This is a genomic window from Methylobacterium sp. J-077, from assembly GCF_022829365.1.
Classification (GTDB): Bacteria; Pseudomonadota; Alphaproteobacteria; order Rhizobiales; family Beijerinckiaceae; genus Methylobacterium.
Genome location: NZ_JAKSYJ010000102.1, coordinates 43,315 through 66,297, shown reverse-complemented (window position 1 = coordinate 66,297; position 22,983 = coordinate 43,315). Strand labels below are relative to the sequence as shown.

The 22,983-nt window shown below is 70.2% G+C and carries 24 protein-coding genes; 9 read left to right on the top strand and 15 right to left on the bottom strand.

The window, feature by feature from the left end; genetic code table 11:
• Window positions 1-34: 34 nt before the first annotated feature.
• The 3 genes from MKL11_RS08795 to MKL11_RS08785 all read right to left on the bottom strand — a co-directional run bounded on the left by MKL11_RS08795 (window position 35) and on the right by MKL11_RS08785 (window position 2,742).
• Window positions 35-628: a hypothetical protein gene (locus MKL11_RS08795; RefSeq protein WP_243942289.1), complete on the bottom strand. Its 594-nt coding sequence runs from the start codon at window positions 626-628 to the stop codon at window positions 35-37.
• Window positions 629-702: 74 nt separating this feature from the next.
• Window positions 703-1,566, bottom strand: coding sequence for a universal stress protein (locus tag MKL11_RS08790; protein ID WP_243942287.1), 864 nt, complete (start codon window positions 1,564-1,566; stop codon window positions 703-705).
• A gap of 27 nt (window positions 1,567-1,593) precedes the next feature.
• On the bottom strand, window positions 1,594-2,742 hold the full coding sequence (locus MKL11_RS08785) for an acyltransferase family protein (RefSeq protein WP_243942285.1): 1,149 nt from the start codon (window positions 2,740-2,742) through the stop codon (window positions 1,594-1,596).
• A 210-nt stretch (window positions 2,743-2,952) separates the two neighbouring features.
• Between MKL11_RS08785 and MKL11_RS08780 the strand changes: the two genes are divergently transcribed.
• Window positions 2,953-3,657: a DUF4142 domain-containing protein gene (locus tag MKL11_RS08780; RefSeq protein ID WP_243942283.1), complete on the top strand. Its 705-nt coding sequence runs from the start codon at window positions 2,953-2,955 to the stop codon at window positions 3,655-3,657.
• A 216-nt stretch (window positions 3,658-3,873) separates the two neighbouring features.
• On the opposite strand, the gene MKL11_RS08775 is transcribed toward MKL11_RS08780, so the two are convergent.
• The 3 genes from MKL11_RS08775 to MKL11_RS08765 form a co-directional block, all read right to left on the bottom strand.
• Complete coding sequence (locus MKL11_RS08775) at window positions 3,874-4,536, bottom strand: carbonic anhydrase (protein WP_243942281.1); 663 nt, start codon at window positions 4,534-4,536, stop codon at window positions 3,874-3,876.
• A 44-nt stretch (window positions 4,537-4,580) separates the two neighbouring features.
• On the bottom strand, window positions 4,581-5,096 hold the full coding sequence (locus MKL11_RS08770) for an NUDIX hydrolase (protein ID WP_243942279.1): 516 nt from the start codon (window positions 5,094-5,096) through the stop codon (window positions 4,581-4,583).
• Between the two features lie 94 nt (window positions 5,097-5,190).
• Window positions 5,191-5,931 (bottom strand): DUF429 domain-containing protein, encoded by a 741-nt coding sequence (locus tag MKL11_RS08765; protein WP_243942608.1) that lies wholly within the window; start codon window positions 5,929-5,931, stop codon window positions 5,191-5,193.
• A gap of 104 nt (window positions 5,932-6,035) precedes the next feature.
• Between MKL11_RS08765 and MKL11_RS08760 the strand changes: the two genes are divergently transcribed.
• From MKL11_RS08760 to MKL11_RS08750, 3 genes are all read left to right on the top strand, one after another.
• The gene (locus MKL11_RS08760) at window positions 6,036-6,917 is read left to right on the top strand and encodes an HpcH/HpaI aldolase/citrate lyase family protein (RefSeq protein ID WP_243942277.1); all 882 of its coding nucleotides are present in this window, start codon (window positions 6,036-6,038) and stop codon (window positions 6,915-6,917) included.
• A complete protein-coding gene (gene dut, locus MKL11_RS08755; protein WP_243942275.1) occupies window positions 6,914-7,384 on the top strand; it encodes a dUTP diphosphatase in 471 nt (156 codons plus the stop codon). Before MKL11_RS08760 ends, dut begins: the two co-directional genes overlap by 4 nt.
• Before the next feature lie 515 nt (window positions 7,385-7,899).
• Window positions 7,900-10,065, top strand: a complete 2,166-nt coding sequence (locus MKL11_RS08750; RefSeq protein WP_243942273.1) for a TonB-dependent receptor — start codon at window positions 7,900-7,902, stop codon at window positions 10,063-10,065.
• A gap of 231 nt (window positions 10,066-10,296) precedes the next feature.
• Here the strand turns inward: MKL11_RS08750 and MKL11_RS08745 are convergent, their stop codons facing one another.
• On the bottom strand, window positions 10,297-11,163 hold the full coding sequence (locus MKL11_RS08745; protein ID WP_243942271.1) for an ATP-binding protein: 867 nt from the start codon (window positions 11,161-11,163) through the stop codon (window positions 10,297-10,299).
• A gap of 179 nt (window positions 11,164-11,342) precedes the next feature.
• Here MKL11_RS08745 and serS point away from each other — a divergent pair, with 179 nt between their 5' ends.
• From serS to MKL11_RS08730, 3 genes are read left to right on the top strand one after another with little or no spacing between them, the layout of a single operon-like run.
• Window positions 11,343-12,758, top strand: a complete 1,416-nt coding sequence (gene serS / locus MKL11_RS08740; protein WP_243942269.1) for a serine--tRNA ligase — start codon at window positions 11,343-11,345, stop codon at window positions 12,756-12,758.
• Window positions 12,758-13,522: a 5'/3'-nucleotidase SurE gene (gene surE, locus MKL11_RS08735; RefSeq protein ID WP_243942267.1), complete on the top strand. Its 765-nt coding sequence runs from the start codon at window positions 12,758-12,760 to the stop codon at window positions 13,520-13,522. The genes serS and surE overlap by 1 nt, the downstream gene beginning before the upstream one ends.
• Entirely contained in the window at window positions 13,519-14,166 is a 648-nt protein-coding gene (locus tag MKL11_RS08730) for a protein-L-isoaspartate O-methyltransferase family protein (RefSeq protein ID WP_243942265.1), read from the top strand. Before surE ends, MKL11_RS08730 begins: the two co-directional genes overlap by 4 nt.
• A 134-nt stretch (window positions 14,167-14,300) precedes the next feature.
• On the opposite strand, the gene MKL11_RS08725 is transcribed toward MKL11_RS08730, so the two are convergent.
• The 6 genes from MKL11_RS08725 to MKL11_RS08700 all read right to left on the bottom strand — a co-directional run bounded on the left by MKL11_RS08725 (window position 14,301) and on the right by MKL11_RS08700 (window position 19,867).
• Window positions 14,301-15,179, bottom strand: coding sequence for a phytoene/squalene synthase family protein (locus MKL11_RS08725; RefSeq protein WP_243942263.1), 879 nt, complete (start codon window positions 15,177-15,179; stop codon window positions 14,301-14,303).
• Window positions 15,179-15,577 (bottom strand): Mth938-like domain-containing protein, encoded by a 399-nt coding sequence (locus tag MKL11_RS08720; protein WP_243942261.1) that lies wholly within the window; start codon window positions 15,575-15,577, stop codon window positions 15,179-15,181. Before MKL11_RS08720 ends, MKL11_RS08725 begins: the two co-directional genes overlap by 1 nt.
• A gap of 12 nt (window positions 15,578-15,589) precedes the next feature.
• Entirely contained in the window at window positions 15,590-16,531 is a 942-nt protein-coding gene (gene secF / locus MKL11_RS08715) for a protein translocase subunit SecF (RefSeq protein WP_243942259.1), read from the bottom strand.
• Window positions 16,532-16,864: 333 nt separating this feature from the next.
• Window positions 16,865-18,469, bottom strand: coding sequence for a protein translocase subunit SecD (secD, locus tag MKL11_RS08710; protein ID WP_243942256.1), 1,605 nt, complete (start codon window positions 18,467-18,469; stop codon window positions 16,865-16,867).
• A gap of 57 nt (window positions 18,470-18,526) precedes the next feature.
• Window positions 18,527-18,862 carry a preprotein translocase subunit YajC gene (gene yajC / locus MKL11_RS08705; protein WP_243942253.1) on the bottom strand — a complete coding sequence of 112 codons (336 nt, stop codon included), beginning with the start codon at window positions 18,860-18,862 and terminating at the stop codon, window positions 18,527-18,529.
• Window positions 18,863-18,982: 120 nt separating this feature from the next.
• Window positions 18,983-19,867, bottom strand: coding sequence for an alpha/beta fold hydrolase (locus tag MKL11_RS08700; protein ID WP_243942251.1), 885 nt, complete (start codon window positions 19,865-19,867; stop codon window positions 18,983-18,985).
• A 123-nt stretch (window positions 19,868-19,990) separates the two neighbouring features.
• On the opposite strand from MKL11_RS08700, the gene MKL11_RS08695 reads away from it, so the two are divergent.
• A complete protein-coding gene (locus tag MKL11_RS08695) occupies window positions 19,991-20,383 on the top strand; it encodes a YidB family protein (protein WP_243942249.1) in 393 nt (130 codons plus the stop codon).
• Between the two features lie 12 nt (window positions 20,384-20,395).
• Here MKL11_RS08695 and MKL11_RS08690 read toward each other — a convergent pair whose 3' ends face one another.
• Complete coding sequence (locus MKL11_RS08690) at window positions 20,396-20,653, bottom strand: hypothetical protein (RefSeq protein ID WP_243942247.1); 258 nt, start codon at window positions 20,651-20,653, stop codon at window positions 20,396-20,398.
• Between the two features lie 323 nt (window positions 20,654-20,976).
• Between MKL11_RS08690 and MKL11_RS08685 the strand changes: the two genes are divergently transcribed.
• Window positions 20,977-21,318, top strand: a complete 342-nt coding sequence (locus MKL11_RS08685; RefSeq protein ID WP_243942245.1) for a YidB family protein — start codon at window positions 20,977-20,979, stop codon at window positions 21,316-21,318.
• A gap of 96 nt (window positions 21,319-21,414) precedes the next feature.
• Here MKL11_RS08685 and MKL11_RS08680 read toward each other — a convergent pair whose 3' ends face one another.
• Entirely contained in the window at window positions 21,415-22,863 is a 1,449-nt protein-coding gene (locus MKL11_RS08680) for a peptidoglycan DD-metalloendopeptidase family protein (protein ID WP_243942243.1), read from the bottom strand.
• Between the last annotated feature and the right edge of the window lie 120 nt (window positions 22,864-22,983).

The following is a 22,983-nucleotide window of genomic DNA, read 5'->3' as shown; positions in this document are numbered from 1 at the left end:
GGATCGATGACGCAACCGGCCCGGCGCAGGCTTGTCAGAGGGACGGAACGGCGCCCTGGCGGCCCACCGCGATCGTGCCGACCGAGAGGGCGCCGTCCGGCCCGGACCGGGCGAACAGGGTGACGGCCGCGCCGGGTTCGAGCAGGGCTTTTTCGCCGGGGGCGATCGCGGTGACCGGGATCCCGGCCGGGATCTCGAAACGGGCCTCGCCACCGCCATAGCCAAGAGTCAGCCTGAGCGGAGCGCCGCCGCGCAGGTCGGCGACCCAGCCCGCCGTCAAGGTCGCGCCCGGGTCGGTATCCCAGGGCTGAGTCCCGGCCTCGAAGCCGCGCTCGGAGGGGGAGTACAGGGTCACGGCCTTGGCCCGCAGCGGCTCGGCCCCGGGGGTGGCCAGCACGCTGACGTAGCTCTCGGGCTTGATGTTGCGCAGCGCCGCCTCGGTCACCGCGAAGACGCGGGTGCGCGGGTTCATGCGCAAGGTGAGGGTGCTCCCGCCGGGGCGGCGGATCTGGATGCGGTCGGCCTCGGCCCAGTCCACGATGCCGCGGAACCGGGCGGTGGTCGGCTGTGCCCGCACGGCGGTCGCGGCAACGACCATCAGCAGGGAAGCGAGGAGGAATCGGGTCACGGCTGTCGTCACGGGAATCCTGGTCTTGCTGCCGGGGTCCGAACGCCAGGCGCGCGCGGCGGTTCCGGATCCCATCAATGCGCCAGCAGCACCGGCATGTCGGCATGGGCCAGGACGTGGCTGGTGACGCCGCCGAAAATCATCTGGCGCAGGCGGCTCTGGGTGTAGGCGCCCTTGATCAGCAGATCGCAGCCGAACGCCTTGGCTTCCGCCAGGAAGGTCTCGCCCGGCGCGCGCCGGCCAGCCGGGAGGGCCCGGTGCGAGGCCGCAACGCCCTCGCAGGCCAGCGCCTGGGCGAGGTCCTGGGCGCTCGGCCCCGGGACCATGCCGCCCTCCACGCTCAGCACCAGCACCCGCTCGGCCCGGCGAAGGAACGGCATCGCGAAGGCCACCGCCCGGGCGGTCTCGGTTGAGCCGTTCCAGGCGACCAGGATCGCGTCGCCCAGCGTTGTGGGGGCGAGGGGCGGCGCAAGCAGGATCGGGCGGCCGCCCTCGAACAGGGCGGTCTCGAAGGTGGTCATGCGCGGGGCGTTGTCGGTGGTCCCGGGGCGTCCGACAACGGTGGCCGAGAACAGCCGGGCATATTGGCCGAGGAACGCGTCGCCAGTGGGCACGTCCTGCCGCCAGCGATAGCGCGGGCCGGCATCGGCCACCTTTTCGGGGATGCACAGGCCGTCACGGGCATGCCGCGGGATGCCGGCCGCGTCCATGAAAGCGACGAAGCGGCCGCCCGCCTCCTCGGCCTCGGCCCGGTCGGCCTCCTCGTCGCGCAGCCAGGTCATGCCGCCGACCATGTCGACGGGGACGTATTCGGCGAGCGCCGGGCGCAGGGACACGCCCTCGATCAGGCTGCCGAAGCGGGAGGCGGCGAGCCGCGTCGTCTCGAACACGGAGGTCAAGCCGTCGTGCATCGCGACGGGAACGAGCAGGGTCTTCATCGCGGCGTCCTCCTCCGGTGCGTGAGGCTAATCCGCCCGACGTCCGGGGGGAACCGGGGCGGAGGCGGCGCGCACACGGTTTTGCGCGCCGCCGGGATCGAGCCGCGCCCGCGCCCACCGGGCCAGGGGCCGCTCGACGCAGCGATGGACCAGCAGGGCCGCCGCGATGCTGCCGGCGACCATCACGGCGAGGCTGCCCCAGGGATGCAAGGTCGGGGCAAGGCTGAGCCGCAGCAGCACCTCACGCCCGAAGCGCAGGGCGAAGGGATGGACGAGGTAGAGGGCGTAGGAGGCGTCACCCAGGATCACCAGTCCGCGAATCGGCGACGGCAGCGCCGCGACCTGCGCCGCATCCCGGTCCTGTCCGAGCGCGGCTGCCACCAGCAGCGCCGCCGGAACGCCGACCAGCAGCGGGCGCAGGACGCCGTCGGCGGCCCCATCGCCGACGAGCAGGCGAGCGGCCAGGAGCAGCCCGAGCAGTCCCAGGATCGCGATCCCCAGCCGCAGGGCGACGCCCGGCCCAAAACCCTCGCGGTGGGCGAGGGCGAGCCCTGCGCCGAGCAGGAATTCCAGAACGATCGGGTTCGCCCAGAACCGGAACGACACCGGCAGCCCGGGCACCAGCACGCCCGAGGCGACCAGCGTCACCAGGGCCAGGGCGAGCCAGGCTACGGCGCCGCGGCGGCCGAAGCCGAGCCCGATTGCGAACAGGCCGTAGAAGAACGCCTCGTAGTTGAGGGTCCAGCCGAGCCCGTAGAGGGGCTGGACGAGGCCGTCCGGCCGGGCCGCCGGCCAGAACAGGAACCCGGCCAGGATCGTGCCGGGCTCGTTCACCAGGGCCGCCGCATCGCCGAGGAGGTCGGGGCGTGCCAGGGCGAGGGACAGATAGAGCAGGCTCACCAGCCAGTAGAGCGGCACCACCCGGGCGACCCGGTGCGCCAGGAAGCGAGTGCGCCCGCCCGGCACCCCGAACAGCCGTCCGCTCGCATGCACGATGACGAAGCCCGAGATCACAAAGAACAGGTCGACCCCGCCCCACCATGGCAGCAGCGTGCCGGGATCGAGGGCCGGACCCGCGCCGTGCAAGGCGAGCAGCCCGGCCTCGTGTCGCGCATGGTGCCAGACCACCATCAGGGCGGCCGCGGCGCGCAGGATCTGGATTTCGATCAGAATCACGGAGCCGTCTGCACCCAGCGCCTCGCTTTAATCCAAGTCCCTAAGCAAAGAACGGCAGGAACCATAGGCCGATGGCTCCGTTGTCGAACCAATTCGCGATCCTGTCGCCGCAGGGTTTTAGCTGCGAGATCTTGGGACCTGAAAACGGCCCGGGCATCCGCCCCTAACTCAGTGTGCCGGTTCGCGTCTTCACTCGTACACGAGGTTCTCATGCTGAAGAATTACGCTGCCGCGTCCGCGCTCGTCCTGGCGCTGTCGACCCCCGCTTTCGCGCAGGGCGCAAACGATTTCCGCCTGCAGTCGATGCAGGCCAACGCCTTCGAGATCCAGTCCTCGCAGATCGCGCTGTCGAAGTCGCGCAATCCGAAGGTCAGGTCCTACGCCCAGGAGGCGCTTCGTGATCACCGCGCCGCCAATGTCGCGCTGGCCGGCGGCGAGAACAATTACATGGCGGCCCGTGACGAGGGCCTCGGCGGCCTCGTGACCGCCCCGCTGTCCGTGGCCGGCAGCGCTGTCGGCGCCGGTGTCGGTGCGGCGACCGGCGTGGTCGGCGGCACCCTGTCGGGCGGCCCAGTCGGCGGCCTCGAGGGCATCGGATCCGGCGCCGCCAACGGCGCCCAGGCTGGCGGCCGCCTCGGCCGCGGCGACGCGATGGCCACCGGCGCTTCCACCATCGTCCCGCCGAGCCCCGAGCAGCAGCAGATGCTCGCCGAGCTGTCGACGACCCCAGCCGGCCCGCGCTTCGACCGTCTCTACGCGAACCAGCAGATCCAGGCGCACCAGATGACGATCGCCATGACCCAGGCCTACGCCCAGGGCGGCCCGAACCCGGCCCTGCGCACCTACGCTCAGCAGGCCCTGCCGGCCCTGCAGATGCACTATGACCACGCCCAGCGTCTGCCGGGCGCCATGTAGTTTTTTGTGCCCCGCCCGGCTTCGGCCGGGCGGTACGGCGAGAGGCGGTGGGCGCGAGCCCGCCGCCTTTTCTGTGTCCGGTCGCGACGAAGATGTCGTGTTCGCTACCTTCCACCCGCGCCCGCGTCCTGAGGAGCCCCTTCCGGGCAAACCGACCCGGGAGCCGGGCTCGACCGGATCGCGATCGAGCCCGGCGCTTCGCCTCGAAGCAGCCCCTCAGTCGCAGGCCACCGCGGTCGGCAGCACCTTGCGGCCGGCCGTGTCGACCGCCGGGTGGAAATCGCCGGTCTCGGGATCGCGCACCAGCAGCACGCCGTTGGCCACGCCGAAATGCGCGCCGTGGAGGTTGAGCCGGCCATCCGCAACCCGCTCCTTCACGAACGGGAAGGTCAGCAGGTTCTCGATGCTCTGGCTGACCATGGCGTGCTCCATCCGGGTCAGGTAGTCCGGCGCGCTCGAATCGCCGGCCTTGGCCTCGGCGGGGGCCACCAGCGAGACCCATTTGCCGATGAAGTTGCTGGTCGAGAGTGGCGCGGCCTTGTTGGCGAAGGCCTTGATGCCGCCGCAGGTGGCGTGGCCGAGCACGACGATGTGCTTCACCTCCAGGGCCTGGACGGCGAATTCGAGGGCCGCCGAGGTGCCGTGATAGGAGCCGTCGGTCTCGTAGATCGGCACGATGTTGGCGACGTTGCGGATCACGAACAATTCGCCCGGGCCGGCATCGAAGATCGCCTCGGGGGCGACGCGGCTGTCGCAGCAGCTGATCACCAGGATCTGAGGCTCCTGGCTCTGAGCGAGCTGCGCGAAGCGCCGGCGCTCGGTGGGAAACCGGTCCGCCAGGAACGCGCGGTAGCCCTCGGTCAGGAATTCAGGGAACATGCCATCTCCTCACGGTTGCGGTCTTCGCAGATGCGAGATCCGGATCAGCGATCGTGCCAAGTCAGAACGCGCGGCCGGGCCGGAATCATCCCGGCGGCGAGATCGGCCGCGAGGTCGGCGAGACCCGCCGGCTCGACGCGCTCGCCGCTCGCCCGGAGCTCGGCCAGCGGCCACCAGCGGGTGCCGATCACCGGGTTGTCCTCGGTCTCGGCGAGCCGGCTGGTATCGACCCTCTCGTCGGGCAGGCGGACGAGAAAATAGCGCTCGCGGGCGTCCCGCGACTGGCGGAACAGGTGGAACGGCCCGTCGCAGGCCGCGACCTGCGGGCCGATCGCGGCGTCGTCGCGGCCGATCTCCTCGCCGAGCTCCCGTCGGCAGGCGGTGACATGGTCCTCGCCAGGCTCCAGCCCGCCCCCGGGCATGAACCAGAACCGCAGCGGCTCGCCATCCGGCCCCTTCGCGTGGACGGAGGCGTAGGCGATCAGCAGGATCCGGTCCTGCGGGTCGAGGACGATCGCCCGGGCGATGTGACGGATCGGGAGGGAATTCGGGGCGCTCATGGGGCTGAGTTAGAGCACTACGGTCCGACCGAACACGGGTCGCGCGCGTGATCCGGCAGAATTCAGCGCTTCGGCACAACCGTCAGGCGGCGCATCAACACGCCCGGACCGCCGGGGCCCAGATCACCACCGGCAGCCCATAGGCATCCCGCCCGGGCGGGTCCGGAAGCGGCAGCGCACGACCGTAGAGGATGTCCCGGGCCACCACCAGGGCGGCGAGCGCATCGAGATGGTCGTCGGCCGGCACGCCCTTCGTCCGGGCGTCGAGCAGGGCGGACGGCAGTCCGGCGGCCTCGAGCAGGTTCCGACGCAGGGCCAGGCCCTCTTTGGCGCGGGCGCCCTTCTTCGGCAGGCCGAGGGGGCGGCCGCCATTGAGGGCGTGGAACGCGACTTCCGGGTGGACCTCGTGGACCCGCGCCAACGCCTCCGGCCGCGCCCGCAGCAGGGTGTCCACGGCGCGGACATAGCGGAAGATGTTGTAGCCCTGGATCGAGGGCGCGAAGGGCGGCTCGCTCGCCGCCCGCGAGGCGGCCTTCGCGGACTCGTAGTCGGGCGCGTAGATTGCGGCTCGGGGCGGCATCGGGAACACCGAGGATCGCGCGGCCCCGAGCCGGGCGCGGGCGGCCCGGTCGGCGGCCCGGCCGCCCCCAGCGATCCGGTCCGGCAGGCCGATCGGCACGTCGATGCCGACGATCAGCGGCTGCTCCGGCGCGTCGAGGAGCGCCGCCACGTCCGGAAACAGGGCGCAGCGGTGCCGGGCCGGATCGTCGAGGTCGAGGAGCGCCCCCGCCCAGGCGCCCCGGCAGCCGTCGAGCCCCGCGACCCAGCGCGCCATCTCGTCCCCGCGATCGACCATCCTCGGCGATGCGTTCTTGCCCGGGACGCGGCGGAAAGCTATCGGCGACCCGAAGGGCGTGCCGCCGGCCCGGGAGAAGCGTGATGAGCGAGATCCGTCCCCGTCGCAGCGTGCTGGCCATGCCCGGCTCCAATGCCCGCGCCCTCGAGAAGGCGCGCACGCTCGCCGCCGACGTGATCCTGATCGACCTCGAGGACGGCGTCGCGCCGGCGCGGAAGGACGACGCCCGTGCCCTGGTCGCCGCCGCGGTCTCGGCGCGGGGCTTCGGCCCGCGCGAGGTGGTGGTGCGGATCAACCCGCCCGAGACCGAGGATGGCGAGGCCGACCTCGCGGCGCTCGCAGGCGCCGGCCCCGACGCGATCCTGGTGCCGAAGGTGCGCAGCTCCGACGCGCTGATCGCGGTGGGCTCCCGCCTGCGCCGGCTCGGGGCGCCCCCGGCGACCCGGATCTGGGCGATGATCGAGACCCCGATAGCGGTGGTCAACGCCGCCGAGATCGCCGGGGCCGCAAGGGACGTGGACGGACGGCTCGCCGCCCTGGTTGTCGGCCCGAACGACCTGGTGAAGGCGGCCCGGATCCGCCCCCTGGGGCGGGCGGCCCTGCGAACCTGGCTGATGACGATCCTGGCCGCCGCCCGGGCCTACGAGATCGAGGCGATTGACGGCGTATTTTCCCGACTCGACGACGCGGCCGGATTCGAGGCGGAATGCACGGAGGGCCGCGATCTCGGCTTCGACGGCAAGATGCTGATCCACCCGAGCCAGATCGGCCCGGCCAACGCCGCCTTCGGGCCGGACGAGGCCGAGATCGCCGCGGCGCGCCGGGTGGTCGCGGCCTTCGACGCGCCGGAGAACCAGGCGCGCGGGGTCATCGCGCTCGACGGGCGCATGGTCGAGCGCCTCCATGTCGAGGCCGCCCGACGCACCCTGACGCTGGCGGAAGCGATCGAACGGCTCGGCGCGTGAGCGATCTGCCGGAGGTCGGCCTGCGTCTCCTCGACCCGCGGCTGACCGGCTGGGGGTTCCCGCGCTGGGGCTCGGCGGCGGCCGCCGGGCTCGACCTGCATGCCTGCCTGGACGCGCCGCTGATCCTGCCGCCCCGAGGGGCACCGGCCTTGATCCCGGCGGGGTTCAGCGTGCTGATCCGCAATCCCGACTGGTGCGGCCTGATCTTCCCCCGCTCCGGCCGCGGCCACCGCGACGGGCTGGTGCTGGGCAATGGCACCGGGGTGATCGACGCGGATTACGAGGGCCCCCTGATGGTCTCGGCCTGGAACCGCGACGACGCCGATCCGATCCGGATCGAGCCGGGCGACCGGATCGCGCAGCTGGTCTTCACCCGCGTGACCCGGCCGGTCCTGACCGTGCTGGCGGACGAGCCCGGCTCGGGCTCGGGCCGGGGTGCAGGCGGGTTCGGGTCGAGCGGGCGGTAGCCGCCTCGGGTGATCGACCGGCGGCAGGATGAACCACCCTGTCATCCCGGGGCGCCGCAGGCGAGCCCGGGAGCCAGAGCCGCCGACTGTGCCGAATCCTGATCCACTTGCAGCTTTGATTGCCGCCCCAGGCGCTCCCGACGTCTTCGCACATCCTGGAGGGCTCATTCGAGGCCCATTCGCATGCACCTCAGCAGTGGGACAAAATTATTAGATTTATACATAGAAATACAATACAAAGTTCCGCAAAACACGAATAAAGATAGTCATTGTCTCTATATCGCGGAATGTTTTTAAAATATTCTTTCGCAGAACGGCTTATAATGGATAAAATCTAGGTTTTATTTCTTGATCCGATAGCTTGCCGCGGCTAGCGCCGATCTGCTGACGCAATGATGATTCCGACGCAGATCCGCTGCGCGGAGAAGAAGAAGAATCGATCGTCGACAGGCTTTCGCGACTTGATCGGCACCCGCTCCTTCAGGACCTGCACACGCCTTCGCCGGGTTGCATCTTTGGCAATCCTTTTCCTGACCGCGAACGACCTTGCGCTGGCACAGGACAGGACTGATCGCGCCCCGGCTTCGGTCCAGCTTGAGACGCTCTCGGTCGAGGCGCGCAGTCCCGATGCGGGCCGGCTGGGACAGGGGGAAGCGGGCGGCCTGCCGGAAGCGTTTTCCGGCGGCCAGGTCGCCCGCGGCAGCCGGCTCGGGATCCTCGGCAACCGGGACTACATGCAGACGCCGTTCAGCACGGCGAGCTACACCGAGAAGACCATCCGCGACCTGCAGGCGGTCAGCGTCGGCGAAGTCCTGACCCGCACGGACCCGTCGGTGCGCGCCTCGATCGGCAGCGGCAACCGCTACGACGCGCTGACGATCCGCGGCTTCCGGGTCGACAACCGCGAGTTCGCCCTGAACGGCCTGTACGGCCTCGTGCCGGATTACCGGATCGACCCTGCCCCCCTCGAACGGATCGAGGTGCTCAAGGGTCCGGCGGCGTTCCTGTTCGGCGCCCCGATCTCCGGCAGCATCGCCGGCACCGTGAACGTCGTCACCAAGCGCGCGCCCGATGAACCGCTGACCCGGGCGACCGTGGACTACGCCTCGACGACGCGCGGCGGGGCGGAAATCGACGTGGCGCGGCGCTACGGCGACGCGAAGCAGATCGGCGTCCGGATCAACGCCGCGGGCCTGGGTGGCGCGACGCCGATCGACCAAACGGCCCAGCGCAACGGCGTCGGCTCGCTCGCCCTCGACTATGACGGCGACCGGCTCCGGCTGTTCCTCGACGTCATCGGCCAGCACGACGCCTACGACGCCCAGACCCGCGGCGGGAATCCCGATCAGGGCCTGCGCGTTCCCCGGGCACCCGACCCGCGCCGGAACATGTCCCAAAACTTCGATTTCTCCCGTGCCGACAGCCTGACCGCGCTCGGGCGGGCGGAGTTCGACCTGACCTCGGACATCACGCTGTTCGCGGCGCTCGGCGGCAACCGCTTCACCTACGACAAGCAGGAGAACCCCGCCTTCACCCTGCTCGACGCGCAGGGCAACACACGGGTGAACTCGATCTTCCAGAGCGGCAGCACATCGACCCTGTCGGGCGAGACGGGGGCCCGGGCGCGGTTCGACACGGGCTGGGTCAAGCACGAGGCCGTGTTCACCGCGACGTATCTCGACCAGGACCTGACGCTCGGCCAGATCACCTACCCGAACTACCTCAGCAACCTCTACGCGCCGGTCCGCCTGGCCTGGCCCGGGCAGCCGCTGGACGCCGGCACGTTTCCCCGGGGCCGGGCCAGCTACGACCGGATGACGAGCTACGCCGTGGCCGACACGATGTCGGTCGCCGACGGGCTGGTCGAGCTGATGGTCGGCGCGCGCCGGCAGGAGATCGAACTCGGCAACTACGCCCCGGTCACCGGCCTGCTCGGCACAGCCTACGACAAGAGCGCGACGACCCCGGCTTTCGGCCTCGTGGTGCGGCCGACCGAGGTGCTGTCGCTCTACGCCAACGCCGTCCAGGGCCTCACCGCGCTGCGGGCACCAGGCTCGGCGATGAAGAGCACCCAGACCTTCCCGCCGGCCCGGTCGCGGCAATACGAGATCGGCGCGAAGCTCGACTTCAAGACTTTTGGGGCGACGCTGGCCGCCTTCCAGATCACCCAGCCGGCCGGGAACGTCGATCCCGTGACCAATGTCTTCGGCGTCGGCGGCACGCAGCGGAATCGCGGCTTCGAGGGGACGATTTTTGGCGAGATCGTGCCGGACCTGCGCGTCATCGCCGGCGCGACCCTGCTCGACGCCCGCTGGCGCCGGACCCGGGGCGGCCTCTACGACGGCAATCCCGCCACCGGCGCACCGCGCGTCCAGGCCACCACGGGCCTCGAATGGGACACGCCGGTCCTGCGCGGCCTCACGGCGATCGCCACGATCGTCTATACCGGCGCGTCCTATGCCGGCACCACGTTCACCAACCTGCCCTTCTCGAAGATCCAGGATTGGACGACCGTGGATCTGGGCCTGCGCTACGCGACGCTCGTGCAGGACAAGCCGGTCACGCTGCGGGCGACGATGAGCAACGTCACCGACAACCACTACTGGATCGCCAACCCGAACGGCGCCCTCATCCTGGGCGTCCCGCGCACGGTGTGGCTGTCAGCGTCGGTGGATTTTTGAGCGGCCGGGGCGGCGCACGATCCGGATCTGGCGATCGACCCGACGGGTCCTTCCCATCCTTTCCTCATCCTGAGTCGACGGAACGCAGCGAAGGCCTCGAAGGGGGCCCTCCAGGGATCACCGAGCGATCTGGAGAGCTCCTTCGAGGCCCGGCGATCTTCGATCGCTGGGCACCTCAGGATGAGGGCGCGGGTGTGATATTCCTTATCAGTCAGATACTTATAAGAATGCTCAATCCAGCCCCTTCCCCATCCGCCCGGCGAGGTCCTGGATGAACTGGAAGGCGGTGCGGCCCGAACGGGAGCCGCGGGTTGTGGCCCATTCGAGCGCCTCGGCGCGCAGGCGCTCGGGCGGCAGGTCGAGGCCGTAGCGGTCGGCATAGGCGCGGATCATCGCCAAAAACTCGTCCTGGCTGCATTTGTGGAAGCCGAGCCAGAGGCCGAACCGGTCCGAGAGCGAGACTTTCTCCTCCACGGCCTCGCCGGGGTTGATCGCTGTGGAGCGCTCGTTCTCGACCATGTCGCGGGCGAGCAGGTGGCGGCGGTTCGAGGTGGCGTAGAACAGCACGTTGCCGGGCCGGCCCTCGATGCCGCCGTCCAGCGCGGTCTTGAGCGACTTGTACGAGGTGTCGTCGCCGTCGAAGGACAGGTCGTCGCAATAGACCAGCCAGCGATGCGGATCGGGCCGCAGCAGGGCCATCAGGTCGGGCAGGGCCTCGATGTCCTCGCGGTGGATCTCCACGAGCTTCATCGGCAGGGCGCCGTCCGGTCGGCGGGCGTTGATCTCGGCATGGGCCGCCTTGACCAGCGAGGACTTGCCCATGCCGCGGGCGCCCCACAGCAGGGCGTTGTTGGCCGGCAGGCCGCGGGCGAAGCGCTCGGTGTTCTCGATCAGGGTGTCGCGGGCGCGGTCGATGCCGGTGAGCAGGCCGATCTCCACCCGGGCCACCTGGGGCACCGGGGTCAGCCGCCGCTCCGGGCCCCACAGGAAAGCGTCGGCGGCGTTCGGGTCGAAGGGCGGCACGGCCGGCGGCGCGGCCCGCTCCAGCGCGGTGGCGATCCGCTCCAGGAGCGGCATCAGGGTCTCGAGGCTCGTCATCGGATCGGGGGGTTCGCTGCCGGATCGGTGGAACAACCGTACTACGGCGTTCGGCTACGGAAATCATCCGGTTCCGGCTTGGCCGCTCCGGTCCGCGCGTTGCGCTTGTCCCACCGGACGCGATGCGGCAAAGCGGGGACCGCGCACCCCGAGCCTGCGCGTCGATCCGAGCCGACACGATGCACGACATCCGCGCCATCCGGGACAACCCGGACGCCTTCGACCGCGACCTCGCCCGCCGGGGCCTCGCACCGCTTTCGGCCGCGCTGATCGCCCTCGACGAGGCGCGGAAATTCGCGGTCTCGGCGGCCCAGGCCAACCAGGAGCGGCGCAACGCGCTGGCCAAGGAGATTGGGGGCGCCAAGAAGGCCAAGGACGAGGCGCGCGCCGCCGAGCTGATGGCCGAGGTTGCCGCGCTCAAAAGCGCCGAGCCGGAGCTGAAGGCCGCGCAGGAGGCGGCCGACGCAGCGCTGGCGGAAAAACTCGCGGCGATCCCGAACCAGCCCAAGCCCGACGTGCCGGACGGCGCCGACGAGCACGGCAACGTGCTCTACCGCAGCCACGCCTCCACGCGGGAGCGGCTGACCGAAGGCCGCGAGCATTTCGAGCTCGGTGAAGCCAGCGGGCTGATGGATTTCGAATCCGCCGCCAAGCTCTCGGGCTCGCGCTTCGTGGTGCTCAAGGGGCAGCTCGCCCGGCTGGAGCGGGCGCTGGGCCAGTTCATGCTCGACCTGCACACGCAGGAGCACGGGTATCTGGAAGTTGCGCCGCCGGTGCTGGTGCGGGACGCAGCCATGTTCGGCACCGCACAGCTGCCAAAATTCGCCGACGACCAGTTCTTCTCGTCGAACATCCAGAGCCGGGCCGAGATGCTGCACGAGGCCCTGGCCCATGCCGGCGAGGCGGATCAATCCGCCTTCCGTGACGGCGCCCTCGGGCTCGCCGACGTGGTCGACCGAGCTATTGAGGCGGCACCCACACGGGAGGATTTCTGGCTCATCCCCACCGCCGAGGTGCCGCTGACCAACCTCGTGCGCGAGTCGATCCTGAAGGAAGAAGAACTCCCCCTGCGCTTCACCGCCCTAACCCCCTGCTTCCGGGCCGAGGCCGGGGCGGCGGGGCGGGATACCCGCGGCATGCTGCGCCAGCACCAGTTCAACAAGGTCGAGCTGGTCTCGATCACCACGCCCGAAGAATCCGCCACCGAGCACGAGCGGATGCTCACCTGCGCCGAGGCAGTCCTTAGAAAACTCGATCTGCCCTACCGGGTGATGACCCTCTGCACCGGCGACATGGGCTTCGCGAGCCAGAAGACCTACGACATTGAGGTCTGGGTGCCGGGCCAGCGGACCCACCGGGAGATTTCCTCCTGCTCGGTCTGCGGCGAGTTCCAGGCCCGGCGGATGAACGCCCGCTACCGGGGCAAGGACGGCAAGCCGGCCTATGTCCACACGCTGAACGGCTCAGGCGTCGCGGTCGGCCGCGCCCTGATCGCCGTGATGGAGAACTACCAGAACCCGGACGGGAGCATCACGATCCCGTCGGTGCTCCACCCCTACATGGGCGGGCTCAACCGGATCGAAGGGGCCCGCTGATGCGCATCCTAGTCACCAACGACGACGGCATCCACGCGCCGGGGCTCGCCACCCTGGAGGAGATCGCCCGGGAGCTGTCCGACGACGTCTGGGTGGTGGCCCCCGAGAGCGACCAGTCCGGGGTCTCGCACTCGCTGTCGCTGAACGACCCGCTGCGCCTGCGGCAGGTCTCGGAGCAGCGCTTCGCCGTGAAGGGCACGCCCTCCGATTGCGTGATCCTGGGGGTGCGCCACATCCTGGCCGACCATGGACCGGACCTGATCCTGTCGGGGGTGAACCGCGGCCAGAACGTCGCCGAGGACGTGACCTATTCGGGCACGATCGCGGCTGCCATGGAGGGCACGATCCTCGGCATCCGCTCGATCGCGCTCAGCCAGGCCTACGGGGCAGGCGGACGCGGAAATCTCAAATGGGACTGCGCCCGGGAGCATGGCCCGAAGGTGATCCGAAAGATCCTGGAGACCGGGATCGAGCCCGGCATCCTGGTCAACGTCAACTTCCCGGATTGCGAGCCCGCCGACGTGCAGGGCGTCGCGGTGGCGGCGCAGGGTTTTCGCAATCAGGCGCTGCTGTCGATCGACGCCCGGGTGGACGGACGCGGCAACCCCTATTTCTGGCTGGCCTTCGCCAAGGCCCGGTTCGAGCCGGGCCACGGCTCGGACCTGAAGGCGATCGCCGAGAAGCGGATCTCGGTGACGCCCCTGCGCCTCGACCTCACGGACGAGCCGACCCTGACCCGGTTCGCGCAGGCGTTCTCGGCGTGATCGATCTGGGCAGCCTCGAGGAGGCTGCCGGCAACGCGGCCTTCGTCATGGCGCTTCGGGGCCGGGGCCTTCGCGACACCGCGATCCTGCGGGCCATGGAGCAGGTGGCGCGGGAGCCCTTCGCCCCCGCCGCCCACCGCGCCCAGGCCCGGCGGGACATCGCCCTGCCGCTGCCCTGCGGCGCCTCGATGACCGCGCCAACCCTGGTGGCGCAGATGCTGGCGCTGCTGCGGGTCGAGCCGGGCCACCGGGTTCTCGAGATCGGCACCGGCTCGGGCTACGCCACGGCCCTCTTGGCCAAGCTCGGGGCCGGCGCGGTCTTGAGCCTGGAGCGCTACGCGACGCTGGCCCGGGAGGCGGCCGCGCGGCTCTCCGACCAATCCGAGGTCCACGTGGTTCAGGCCGACGGCCTCGCCCCGGACCTGCCGGATGGTGGCTTCGACCGGATCCTGGTCCACGGCAGCGTCGATGCGATCCCGCCGCATTGGCGTGCAGCCCTGGAACCGGCTGGCCGCCTGGTGACCGGCCTCCTTCACGACGGCCGCTGCCGGGTCGCGACCCTGGCGAATCCGGAGGCCGAACCGGAGCTCGGCCCGCCGATGCGTTTGGCGGCGCTGGTACCGGGGTTGGCGCGGGTTCTGTGACGTCCCTGTTCCACGCCGTCATTGCGAGCGTAGCGAAGCAACCCAGGGAAACGCCACCATTCTGAGATCGCGCGCTGCACTGGGTTGCTTCGCTGCGCTCGCAATGACGGTGACAGTCGTTCGCTCGAAGGTGTTCACCCAATCCGCCGCGAGGCCCGCCACAGCCGCCACAGCTTGCGCCAGCGCGGCAGATCGGTGAGCGTGTTGAGGGGGTCGTAGCTCGCCCGCTCCATCGTCGCGAGATAGGGCTCGACCAGGGCCACCGGCAGGAAGGCCGCGCCGGCGAGCGGCGCGATGGCCGGGCGGGCCGCCTCGAAGGCCTTGAGGTGGGTCCGGGCGAGGGTGCGCAGGTCGGCGCAGGCCCGGCGCAGGCCGGGGCCGCCGCGGCCGCTGGTGATGTCCTCACGGGTGACGCCGTAGCGGCCGAGCACGTCGGCGGGCAGATAGACCTGGCCGGAACGGGCATGCCAGGGCAGGGCGCGCAACAGGCCGGTGAGGCCGTAGGCCACGCCGGCATGGCCGGCGGCAGCCGCACCACCCGGCTCGGTGCCGGTGCCGATCACCAGGCTCGCCAGCCGGAACAGGGCCGAGGCGGTCTCGCCGCAATAGCCCTCCAGGTCGTTCACCCGGGGCATCGGGTCCTCGTAGAGGTCGAACACCCGCGCGTCGATCAGGTCCACGAAGGGCTGGCGTAGCAGGCGGTTGACCCGGATCGCCTCCTCGAGGGCCGCCGCCACCGGGTTGGCGCGGACATCGCCCCGGGCCTCGCCCTGGAGGGCGTCGCGCCACCATTGCAGGCGGATCTCGCCGGCCATCGGGTTCGAGGCGGCCTCGCGCACCCGCGCGATGGTCAGGCTGAAGGCGTAGAGGGCGAAGAGATGCGGGCGGGCGGCGGCCGGGGCGAACAGGGTCGCGTAGTAACGGTCCGGGTCGCCGTCCCGGACCAGCTGCTCGCAATGGGCCTGCGCGAAGGCGAGGCCGGTCTCCGCGGACTTGTCGTCGACCTCCGGCATCAATCGACCACGATCAGGGCGGCCGCGACCTTGCGGTTCTCGGCCACCAGGATGTTGTAGGTCCGGGCCGCCGCCCCGGTCTGCATCACGTCGAGCCCGACGCCGGCATCCTTGAGCCAGCTGCGCAGGGACGGGTCGATCGCCGCGATGTCGAGGCCGGTGCCGACCAGCAGCAGCTCGATCCCAGCCGCCTCGGCCTGGACAGGCCGCAGGGCCGTGCGATCGATCGCCTTGGGCGTGGCGACGTCCCAGGCGCGCACGCCCGAGGGCAGGAGCAGGAGCGAGCCGCGATGCGACATCCCGGCGAAGCGGAAGCCGCCATTGCCGTAGGTGTCGATGATGTGGCGCCCCGGCACGAAACCGGATTCGAAGCCCTTTGACGTCTCCTGCTCGGCCATGTCCGAAAAAAACTACTCCGCCGGTTGCGGGACGCCGGACCGCTCGGCCGCCGCCCGGGCGCCCGAGAGCATCAGCCCCAGATAGATCAACACCGGAGTCGAGACGAAGATCGCCGAGTAGGTGCAGATCACGACGCCGCAGAGCATCACGGTGGCGAAGCCCTTGATCGCCTCGCCGCCGAACAGGACCAGCGCCAGGAGCGACAGGCCGGACGAGATCGAGGTCATCACGGTCCGCGACATGGTCGAGTTGATCGACAGGTTCAGCAGGTCGACGGTGGGGATGGTCTTGTAGCGCCGCATCAACTCGCGGGTCCGGTCGAACACCACCACGGTCTCGTTGAGCGAGTAGCCGACGATGGTCAGGATCGCGGCGATCGAGGTCATGTTGAACTCGATGCGGGTGATGATGAACACGCCGACGGTGAGCACGATGTCGTGGAGCGTGCCGACGATGGCGCCGAGCGCCAGCTCCCGCTCGAACCGGAACCACAGGTACAGCAGCACCGCCACGACCGACAGCACGACGCCGAGGGTGCCGGACTGGACCAGCTCGCCCGACACGCGCGGGCCGACGGTCTCGGTGCGGCGGAAATCGTAATCGGCGTCGAAGGCGGCGTGCGCCTTGTTCATCACCGCGGTCTGGCCCTGCTCGCCGGGCTGCAGCGGCAGGCGCACCAGCACGGTGCCCTGATTGCCCAGCTCCTGCACCTCCGGCTCGCCGAAGCCGAAGCCCACTGCGGTGTGCCGGATCGCGGCCACGTCGGCAGTGCCGGACTTGGCCTGCAGCTCGACCAGGGTGCCGCCCTTGAAGTCGATGCCGAAGTTCAGCCCGACGGTGAGGAACAGCACCACGGTCGCGAGCGACAGGGCGGCCGAGAGCGGAAAGGTCAGCCGCCGGAAGCGCATGAAGTCGAAATGCGATTCATCGGGCCAGAGGCGGAGCAGGCGCATGGTCGGGTCTCTTTTCACCGCGAACCGCGACGGAGGGGGCCAGGGCGCTGGGGCCACCTACCGTGCGGGCTATGTATTCTCACATCGTTGACGGACGAGGGCCCCGGTAGAGTCCAAGCGCCTCTCCCTCCCCCCTCTGCGGGGGAGGGTGGCCCCTGCGTCAGCAGGGGTCGGGAGAGGGGAGCGACGTGTCCGGAGAGGTCGCGACAGGCTTCAAATCCCGAACCGTCGCGCTGCCCCTCTCCCGCCCCCCATCGGGGGCCACCCTCTCCCGCAGAGGGGAGAGGGTGGCGCGCCGTTTGCCCTGTGTGCGTCAACGACCTCCCAAAACAATCAGAACGGCAGGGCCTTCGGCCTGAAGGTCTTATACCACACCGCGATCATCATCCGGGTCAGTGTCACGGCGGTGATGACGGTGGTCAGGATGCCGAGGATGAACACAACGGCAAACCCCTTCACCGGCCCGGAGCCGAGGAAGAACAGGATCAGCGCGGCGATCGCCATGGTCGAGTTCGAGTCGATGATCGTCGCGAAGGCGCGGTCGAAGCCGGCCTGGAGCGCGGAGATCAGCGAGCGGCCGGCATGGCTCTCCTCGCGCATGCGCTCGTAGATCAGCACGTTGGAATCCACCGCCGTACCGATGGTGAGCACGATGCCGGCGATGCCCGGCAGGGTCATGGTCGCCTCGAGCACCGACATCAGGCCCAGGATCAGCCCGACATGGACCATCAGGGCGATGTTGGCGATGAAGCCGAAGGTCCCGTAGGTGGCGAACATGAAGCAGACGACCAGGCCCGCGGCCACCAGGGTCGCGAGCTTGCCGGCCTGGATCGAGTCGCGGCCGAGGCCCGGGCCGACGACGCGGCGCTCGACCACGGTGAACTTCGCCGGCAACGCGCCGGCCCGAAGCAGGACCGACAGGTCGTTGGCCTGCTGAACCGTGAAGTTGCCGGTGATCTGGCCCGAGCCGCCGGTGATCGCCGAGCGGATCACCGGGGCGGAGACCACCTCGTTGTCGAGCACGATCGCCATGCGCCGGCCGACATTCTCCGAGGTCGCCTGGCCGAAGCGCTGGGCGCCGCGCAGGTTGAATTTGAAGCTGACCATCGGCTCGTGCGACTGCTGGTCGAAGGCCGGCTGGGCGTCGGTCAGCTCGCCGCCATCCGCCATGACCCGGCGCTCGACCGGGACCTTGGCGCCCTTCTCGTCCTTGGAGGGCAGCATGTCGACATCGCCCGAAGGGCTGTCGGCGAGCATGCGGAATTCGAGCTTGGCGGTGGAGCCCAGCAGCTTCTCCAGCCGCTCCGGGTTCTGCTCGCCCGGGACTTGGATCAGGATCCGGTCGGCGCCCTGCTGCTGGATCGAGGGTTCGGTGGTGCCGGTGGAATCGAGGCGGCGGCGGATGACCTCGATGCCCTGGCTCACGGCCCGGCGCGTGCGGTCGGTGATGCCGGCATCGGTGAGCGTGAGGCGGATCACGCCGCCGGGCTGCTCGGTGACGTCGAGGGTGCGGGCGGCAGTCTGACCGATCGACGTGGTGATCGGCAGCGACAATTCCTGCAGCTTCGGCAGGACCTTGGCCCGGGCGGCGTCGTCCGCGACCTTCACCTGGACGCCGCGCTGGAGCAGGCCGATGCCGCCGTCGGCGCGGACATTCTCCTGCTGCAGGGTGCGGCGCACGTCGTCGCGCAGGGCCTTGGCCTGGGAGGCGATCAGCTCGTTCTGGTCGACCTCCAGCAGCAGCTGCGAGCCGCCCTGGAGATCGAGGCCGAGCACGATCGCCCGAGTCGGCACGATCCAGGCCGGGAACCAGGACGGCAGGCTCGCCATGAAGCCCTTGCGCTGCTCGGGCGAGAAGAAGCTCGGCACCGCGAGCATCAGGCCGATCAGGATCGCGGCGAGGGTCGTGATGATCTTCGCACGGGAGAAGCGCAGCATCGGCCGGTGTTTTCTCTTTCAAGCCGGCGTGTTGCGCCGGCCGCTTCATGGGGAGCGTCAGGCGGCCTTGGCCGGGGCGCCCTTGGCGCGGACCTCGGAGATCATCGTGCGGACGACGCGCACGCGGACGTTCGGGGCGATCTCGACCTCGATCTCGGCCTGGTCGTCCACGGCCTTGACCACCCGCCCGACCAGGCCGCCATTGGTGACGATCGTGTCGTCCCGGCGCACGGATTTGAGCAGCACCTGGTGGTCCTTGACCCGCTTCTGCTGCGGTCGCAGGATCAGGAAATACATGATCACGAAGATCAGGACGAACGGGATCACCTGAAAGGCGATCTCCGCTCCGCCAGCGGCCGTAGCGGCCCCTTGCGCGAAGGCGGGGGTGATCAACGAGCGTCTCCTGCGATGGGCACGCAGGCCTGCCGCCGATTGCGGCGTGTGCAGACCTGTCTGAAAGCGCGCGGACTATAGCCACGGGCTTCCCGAAAGCAACGCCCCGCGCTCCGGCCCTCACAGCAGGCCGAGCAAAGCCTCCGCGAAGGCGTCCGGCGCCTCTTGGGGAAAATTGTGGCCGACCCCCGCGACGATGGCGCACCGGTAGGGACCGGTGAAGTGTCGGGCATCGGTATCCTCCACCGGCGGCGGCCCGACCCCGTCGTCAGCCCCGAGCAGCACCACCGAGGGCACGGAGATGTTTGGCTGGGCCGCCAGCCTGGCCTCGATCGCGACCAGGGCCGGATCGCCGGGGACCAGGCCGAAGCGATGGCGGTAGGAATGGACCACCACGTCGACGAAATCCGGATTTTCTTCGAAGGATCGCGCGGTCCGGGCGTAGATCTCTTCGGAAAACAGCCAGGTCGGCGACCACAGCCGCCACAACAACGCGCAGAATTGCGCGCGGTTGGCCGCCAAGCCCGCGCGGCCGCGCGCACCGTGGAGGTAGTACTGGTACCACAACCTGTGCTCGACATCCGGCGCCGCCGGCTTGCCCGAGGCCGGGATATTCTGGATGTTGTAGCCCACGCCGCAGCTCACGAGCCCCGCCGCCCGCTCCGGCCAGAGGGCCGCCACCACGCAGGCCGCACGGCCACCCCAATCGTAGCCGGCAAGCCAAGCCCGCTCGATTCCCAGCGCGTCCAGGAAGGCCAGGAGGTCGGCTCCGAGCGCCGCCTGCTCGCCGGAGCGCGGGGTGGCCGCGTCGCGGAACCGGGTCGGCCCGTAGCCCCGCAGGTACGGGATCAGGCAGCGCACCCCCTCGGAGGCCAGGCGCTCGGCGACCGCGTCGTAGGCATGGACGTCGTAGGGAAACCCGTGAAGCAGCACCGCCGGCTTCCCATCCGGGGGGCCGACCTCCCGGTAGGCGATATCGAGAACACCGGCCTGAACGCGCTTCACGGATCGCTCCCTGACTGCTGAGGGCAATCTACGCGATTCCCGCGCAATTGCCGCATCCGCTCTTGCCGGCAGCCCGATCCGCCCGACCTTGGGCGCGGTGATCGAACCGGGAGATACGACACGATGGGCCTGCTCGACGGCGTGAAGACCCTGATCGGCGACGTGGTCGCGGCGGCCGACCGGGCGGTCGTGAGCACCGGCAGCGGCAAGCTCGCCCTGGCGCTGGCCAAGTTCTACCCGGGCGGCCTGGTCGCCTTCCTGGACCGGCTGCGCGAGGCCGGCCACGGCGACGCCGTCGAGTCCTGGATCGGGTCGGGCGAGAACCGCCCCGTCCCGGCCGCCGCCATCGCGCAATGCCTGCCGGAGGCGGTCACCGAGCGGCTCGCCTACGACCTGAACCTGCCGGCCGGGCGCGTGCCGATCGCGCTGGCGGAGTTCCTGCCTGCCGCCGTCGCGGGCCAGAGCGAGAACGGTCGGCTGAAGCCGCAGCCCAACTTCAGCACGCAGGTTCGCTGACCTGCGCGCGCCCTACGGCGTGGCGCATTTCATCGCGGGCGGCGCCGTCGCGCAGCTCAGGTAGCAGTCCTGCTTCGCGAAGCAGAACCAGTTCAGCGAACCACTCTTGAGGCAGGCGCCGCCGCAATGCCGGTACACGCCGTAGAGCGGCCGGATGAAGACGGCATCGGTCAGCCCGTGGCCGCCCGGCATCGGACGCGGTGTCTGAGCCATCGCCGCGGCGTCGCCAGCCCAGGCGGTGAGCACCAGGAACAGGGCCAGGGATTTCATGATGGCGCGACCGCGGAACGAACTCGGGCCCGGCATTGCGAGCCATCACCCGGTCGCTGTCGATTAAATTGCGGTTCACGCGTCTCTGCCGACCGCCGGATGGTCTTCCTCGCCGAAGGTGCCCTACAATCCGATGCCGATCGGCTTGCAGACGCGGGTCACACACCGGCAGCCTCGAGGGCACCCGCTCGAGGCAGGATGCGGAGAAGCGGGATCCGGATGTCCGAATGGGCGCGCACGCAAGGATCGCTCGGGCGCTCGGACTCTTCACCGGAGGCGGCAGGCCTCGACATCATCGCACCTAGATCGACAGGAGGACCGGTATGAGCCTGTTCAACACCCTAGGCGGCTCGCTGGAGCAGATGGCGCTCAAGGCGCTGCCCGGCATCATCCAGCAAGTCCTGCCGGGCGGCCTCAACGCGCTGCTCGATCAGCTCCGCCGCTCCGGCTACGAGAGCCAGGTCAATTCCTGGCTGGGCCGGGGCCCGAACCAGCCGATCACCCCTGACGACCTCCAGAAGGTCCTTGGCAACGAGCAGGTCCGCCAGATGGCGGAGAAGCTCGGCGTCCCGGTCGACCAGCTGTTCCCGACTTTGGCCAAGGCCCTGCCGGAGGCGGTCGACCACCACAGCCCGGACGGAACGCTGCAGGAACCCAAGGCCTGATCGCAAGGGCCTCCTGATCGCGTGACATGAGCCCGCGCCAACGAGAACGGCGGCCCCTCTCGGGACCGCCGTTCTCGCCGCATCGAAGGCGCCGTCTCAGTTGCTGGCGAGTTGGGACATCGGGTCCACGGGCGAGCCGCCCTTGCGGATCTCGAAGTGCAGCTGCGGCGAGGTCACGTTGCCCGAGGCGCCGGACTTGGCGATCGTCTGGCCGCGCTTGACCTTGTCGCCGGGCTTCACGTCGATCTCGCCGTTGTGGGCGTAGGCCGAGACGAAGCCGTTGGCGTGGCGAACCAGCACCAGCTTGCCGTAGCCCTTCACGTCCGAGCCGGCATAGGCGACAGTGCCCTCCTCGGCGGCCTTGACCGGCGTGCCCTCCGGCACCGCGATGTTGATGCCCTCGTTGCCCGACGTGCCGTAGCCCGAGATCACCCGGCCCTTGGCGGGCCAGCGAAAGCTCTCCGACGGCGTGGCGTCGGCGACCGAGCCGGTGGCGGCGGGTTCCGGCTTGGCCGGCGCGGCGGCGGCGACCGGCTTCGGCGCCTCCTTGACGGCGACCTTCTCGGGCTTCTCGGCGGCGGCGGCCTTCTGGGCCGCCTCCTTGGCGGCCTTGGCCTCGGCGAGCTTCTGGGTAGCCTCAGCCTTCGCGGCCGCCTTGGCCTCGGCCTTGGCTTCGATCCTGGCTTCCTGGGCCTTCGCCTCGGCCTTGGCCTTGGCGTCCGCCTTCGGATCGGCCTTCTTCTCATCCGCCTTGGCGACCTGCCCGGGGCGGACGTGATGCTTCTTGTCGGCCTCCTTCAGGGACGCCTCCTTGTGGGACTTCTCGTCGGCCGCCTTGCGGGCAGCCATGTCCCGGGCGAGCGCCTCCTTGCGGTCCGCCTCCTTCTCGGCGGCGGCACGCTTGGACGCCTCCTCGCGCTTGGCGGTCTCCTTGGCCTCCTCGCGCTTCGAGGTGACCTTGGCCTCGACCTGCCGCGCGTCCTCGCGCTTCTCCTCGGCGGCCCGGGCCGGGCGGGCGGTCATCGGCGCCGCGGCCGGATTCATCCCGGAGGCGTTGTAGACCGGAATCACGATCTGCCGGCCGGGGGTGATCTGGCTGGCGTTGGACAGGCCGTTGGCCGACAGGATCGCCGAGGCGGGCACCCCGAAGCGCGTCGACATCTGGTTCAGGCTGTCGTTCTTCGACACCGTGATCTGGGTGCCGCCCTGCGCGCTCCAGCCGGGGGCGCCGGTCGAGGCGACGCGGGTGGCCGGCGCGGCCGCCTGGGTCGGGGCCGGGATTGCCGTGGCAGCCGGGCGCGAGGCGGCACCTGGGGCGCCCAAGGCCTCGGACTGGATCCGGCCGGTGCGGATCGCCGGAGCGGGCTTCAGGCCGCCCTCCGGCAGGCTGCCGGTGGCGGCGGGCTCCGACGAGAACGGGTTGGAGAATGGGTTGCTCAGGCGCGATGCGTCCGAGGAACAGGCGGCGGCACCGCCGCCGATGATGCCGATGAGGGCGACGCGCGACAGCGTCCGTAACCCTCGACCCGTACCGCGCACCCGCATCGACGCACCCGTTTGCCTGACGCAACTTGATGCCCCAATGAAGACGGATTCAGGTTAAGCAACCGTTCCCGTCTGGCCTATCGGTAACCGCGCCGCGCTCTGTTCGACCGGGCGTCGGGG

Bases quoted from the DNA above. Each gene is read 5' to 3' on its own strand.
- MKL11_RS08790 (WP_243942287.1), bottom strand. From the start codon at position 1,566: ATGAAGACCCTGCTCGTTCCCGTCGCGATGCACGACGGCTTGACCTCC.
- MKL11_RS08780 (WP_243942283.1), top strand. From the start codon at position 2,953: ATGCTGAAGAATTACGCTGCCGCGTCCGCGCTCGTCCTGGCGCTGTCG.
- MKL11_RS08775 (WP_243942281.1), bottom strand. From the start codon at position 4,536: ATGTTCCCTGAATTCCTGACCGAGGGCTACCGCGCGTTCCTGGCGGAC.
- MKL11_RS08770 (WP_243942279.1), bottom strand. From the start codon at position 5,096: ATGAGCGCCCCGAATTCCCTCCCGATCCGTCACATCGCCCGGGCGATC.
- MKL11_RS08765 (WP_243942608.1), bottom strand. From the start codon at position 5,931: ATGGCGCGCTGGGTCGCGGGGCTCGACGGCTGCCGGGGCGCCTGGGCG.
- MKL11_RS08760 (WP_243942277.1), top strand. From the start codon at position 6,036: ATGAGCGAGATCCGTCCCCGTCGCAGCGTGCTGGCCATGCCCGGCTCC.
- MKL11_RS08745 (WP_243942271.1), bottom strand. From the start codon at position 11,163: ATGACGAGCCTCGAGACCCTGATGCCGCTCCTGGAGCGGATCGCCACC.
- serS (WP_243942269.1), top strand. From the start codon at position 11,343: ATGCACGACATCCGCGCCATCCGGGACAACCCGGACGCCTTCGACCGC.
- surE (WP_243942267.1), top strand. From the start codon at position 12,758: ATGCGCATCCTAGTCACCAACGACGACGGCATCCACGCGCCGGGGCTC.
- MKL11_RS08725 (WP_243942263.1), bottom strand. From the start codon at position 15,179: ATGCCGGAGGTCGACGACAAGTCCGCGGAGACCGGCCTCGCCTTCGCG.
- MKL11_RS08720 (WP_243942261.1), bottom strand. From the start codon at position 15,577: ATGGCCGAGCAGGAGACGTCAAAGGGCTTCGAATCCGGTTTCGTGCCG.
- secF (WP_243942259.1), bottom strand. From the start codon at position 16,531: ATGCGCCTGCTCCGCCTCTGGCCCGATGAATCGCATTTCGACTTCATG.
- secD (WP_243942256.1), bottom strand. From the start codon at position 18,469: ATGCTGCGCTTCTCCCGTGCGAAGATCATCACGACCCTCGCCGCGATC.
- MKL11_RS08695 (WP_243942249.1), top strand. From the start codon at position 19,991: ATGGGCCTGCTCGACGGCGTGAAGACCCTGATCGGCGACGTGGTCGCG.
- MKL11_RS08690 (WP_243942247.1), bottom strand. From the start codon at position 20,653: ATGAAATCCCTGGCCCTGTTCCTGGTGCTCACCGCCTGGGCTGGCGAC.
- MKL11_RS08685 (WP_243942245.1), top strand. From the start codon at position 20,977: ATGAGCCTGTTCAACACCCTAGGCGGCTCGCTGGAGCAGATGGCGCTC.
- MKL11_RS08680 (WP_243942243.1), bottom strand. From the start codon at position 22,863: ATGCGGGTGCGCGGTACGGGTCGAGGGTTACGGACGCTGTCGCGCGTC.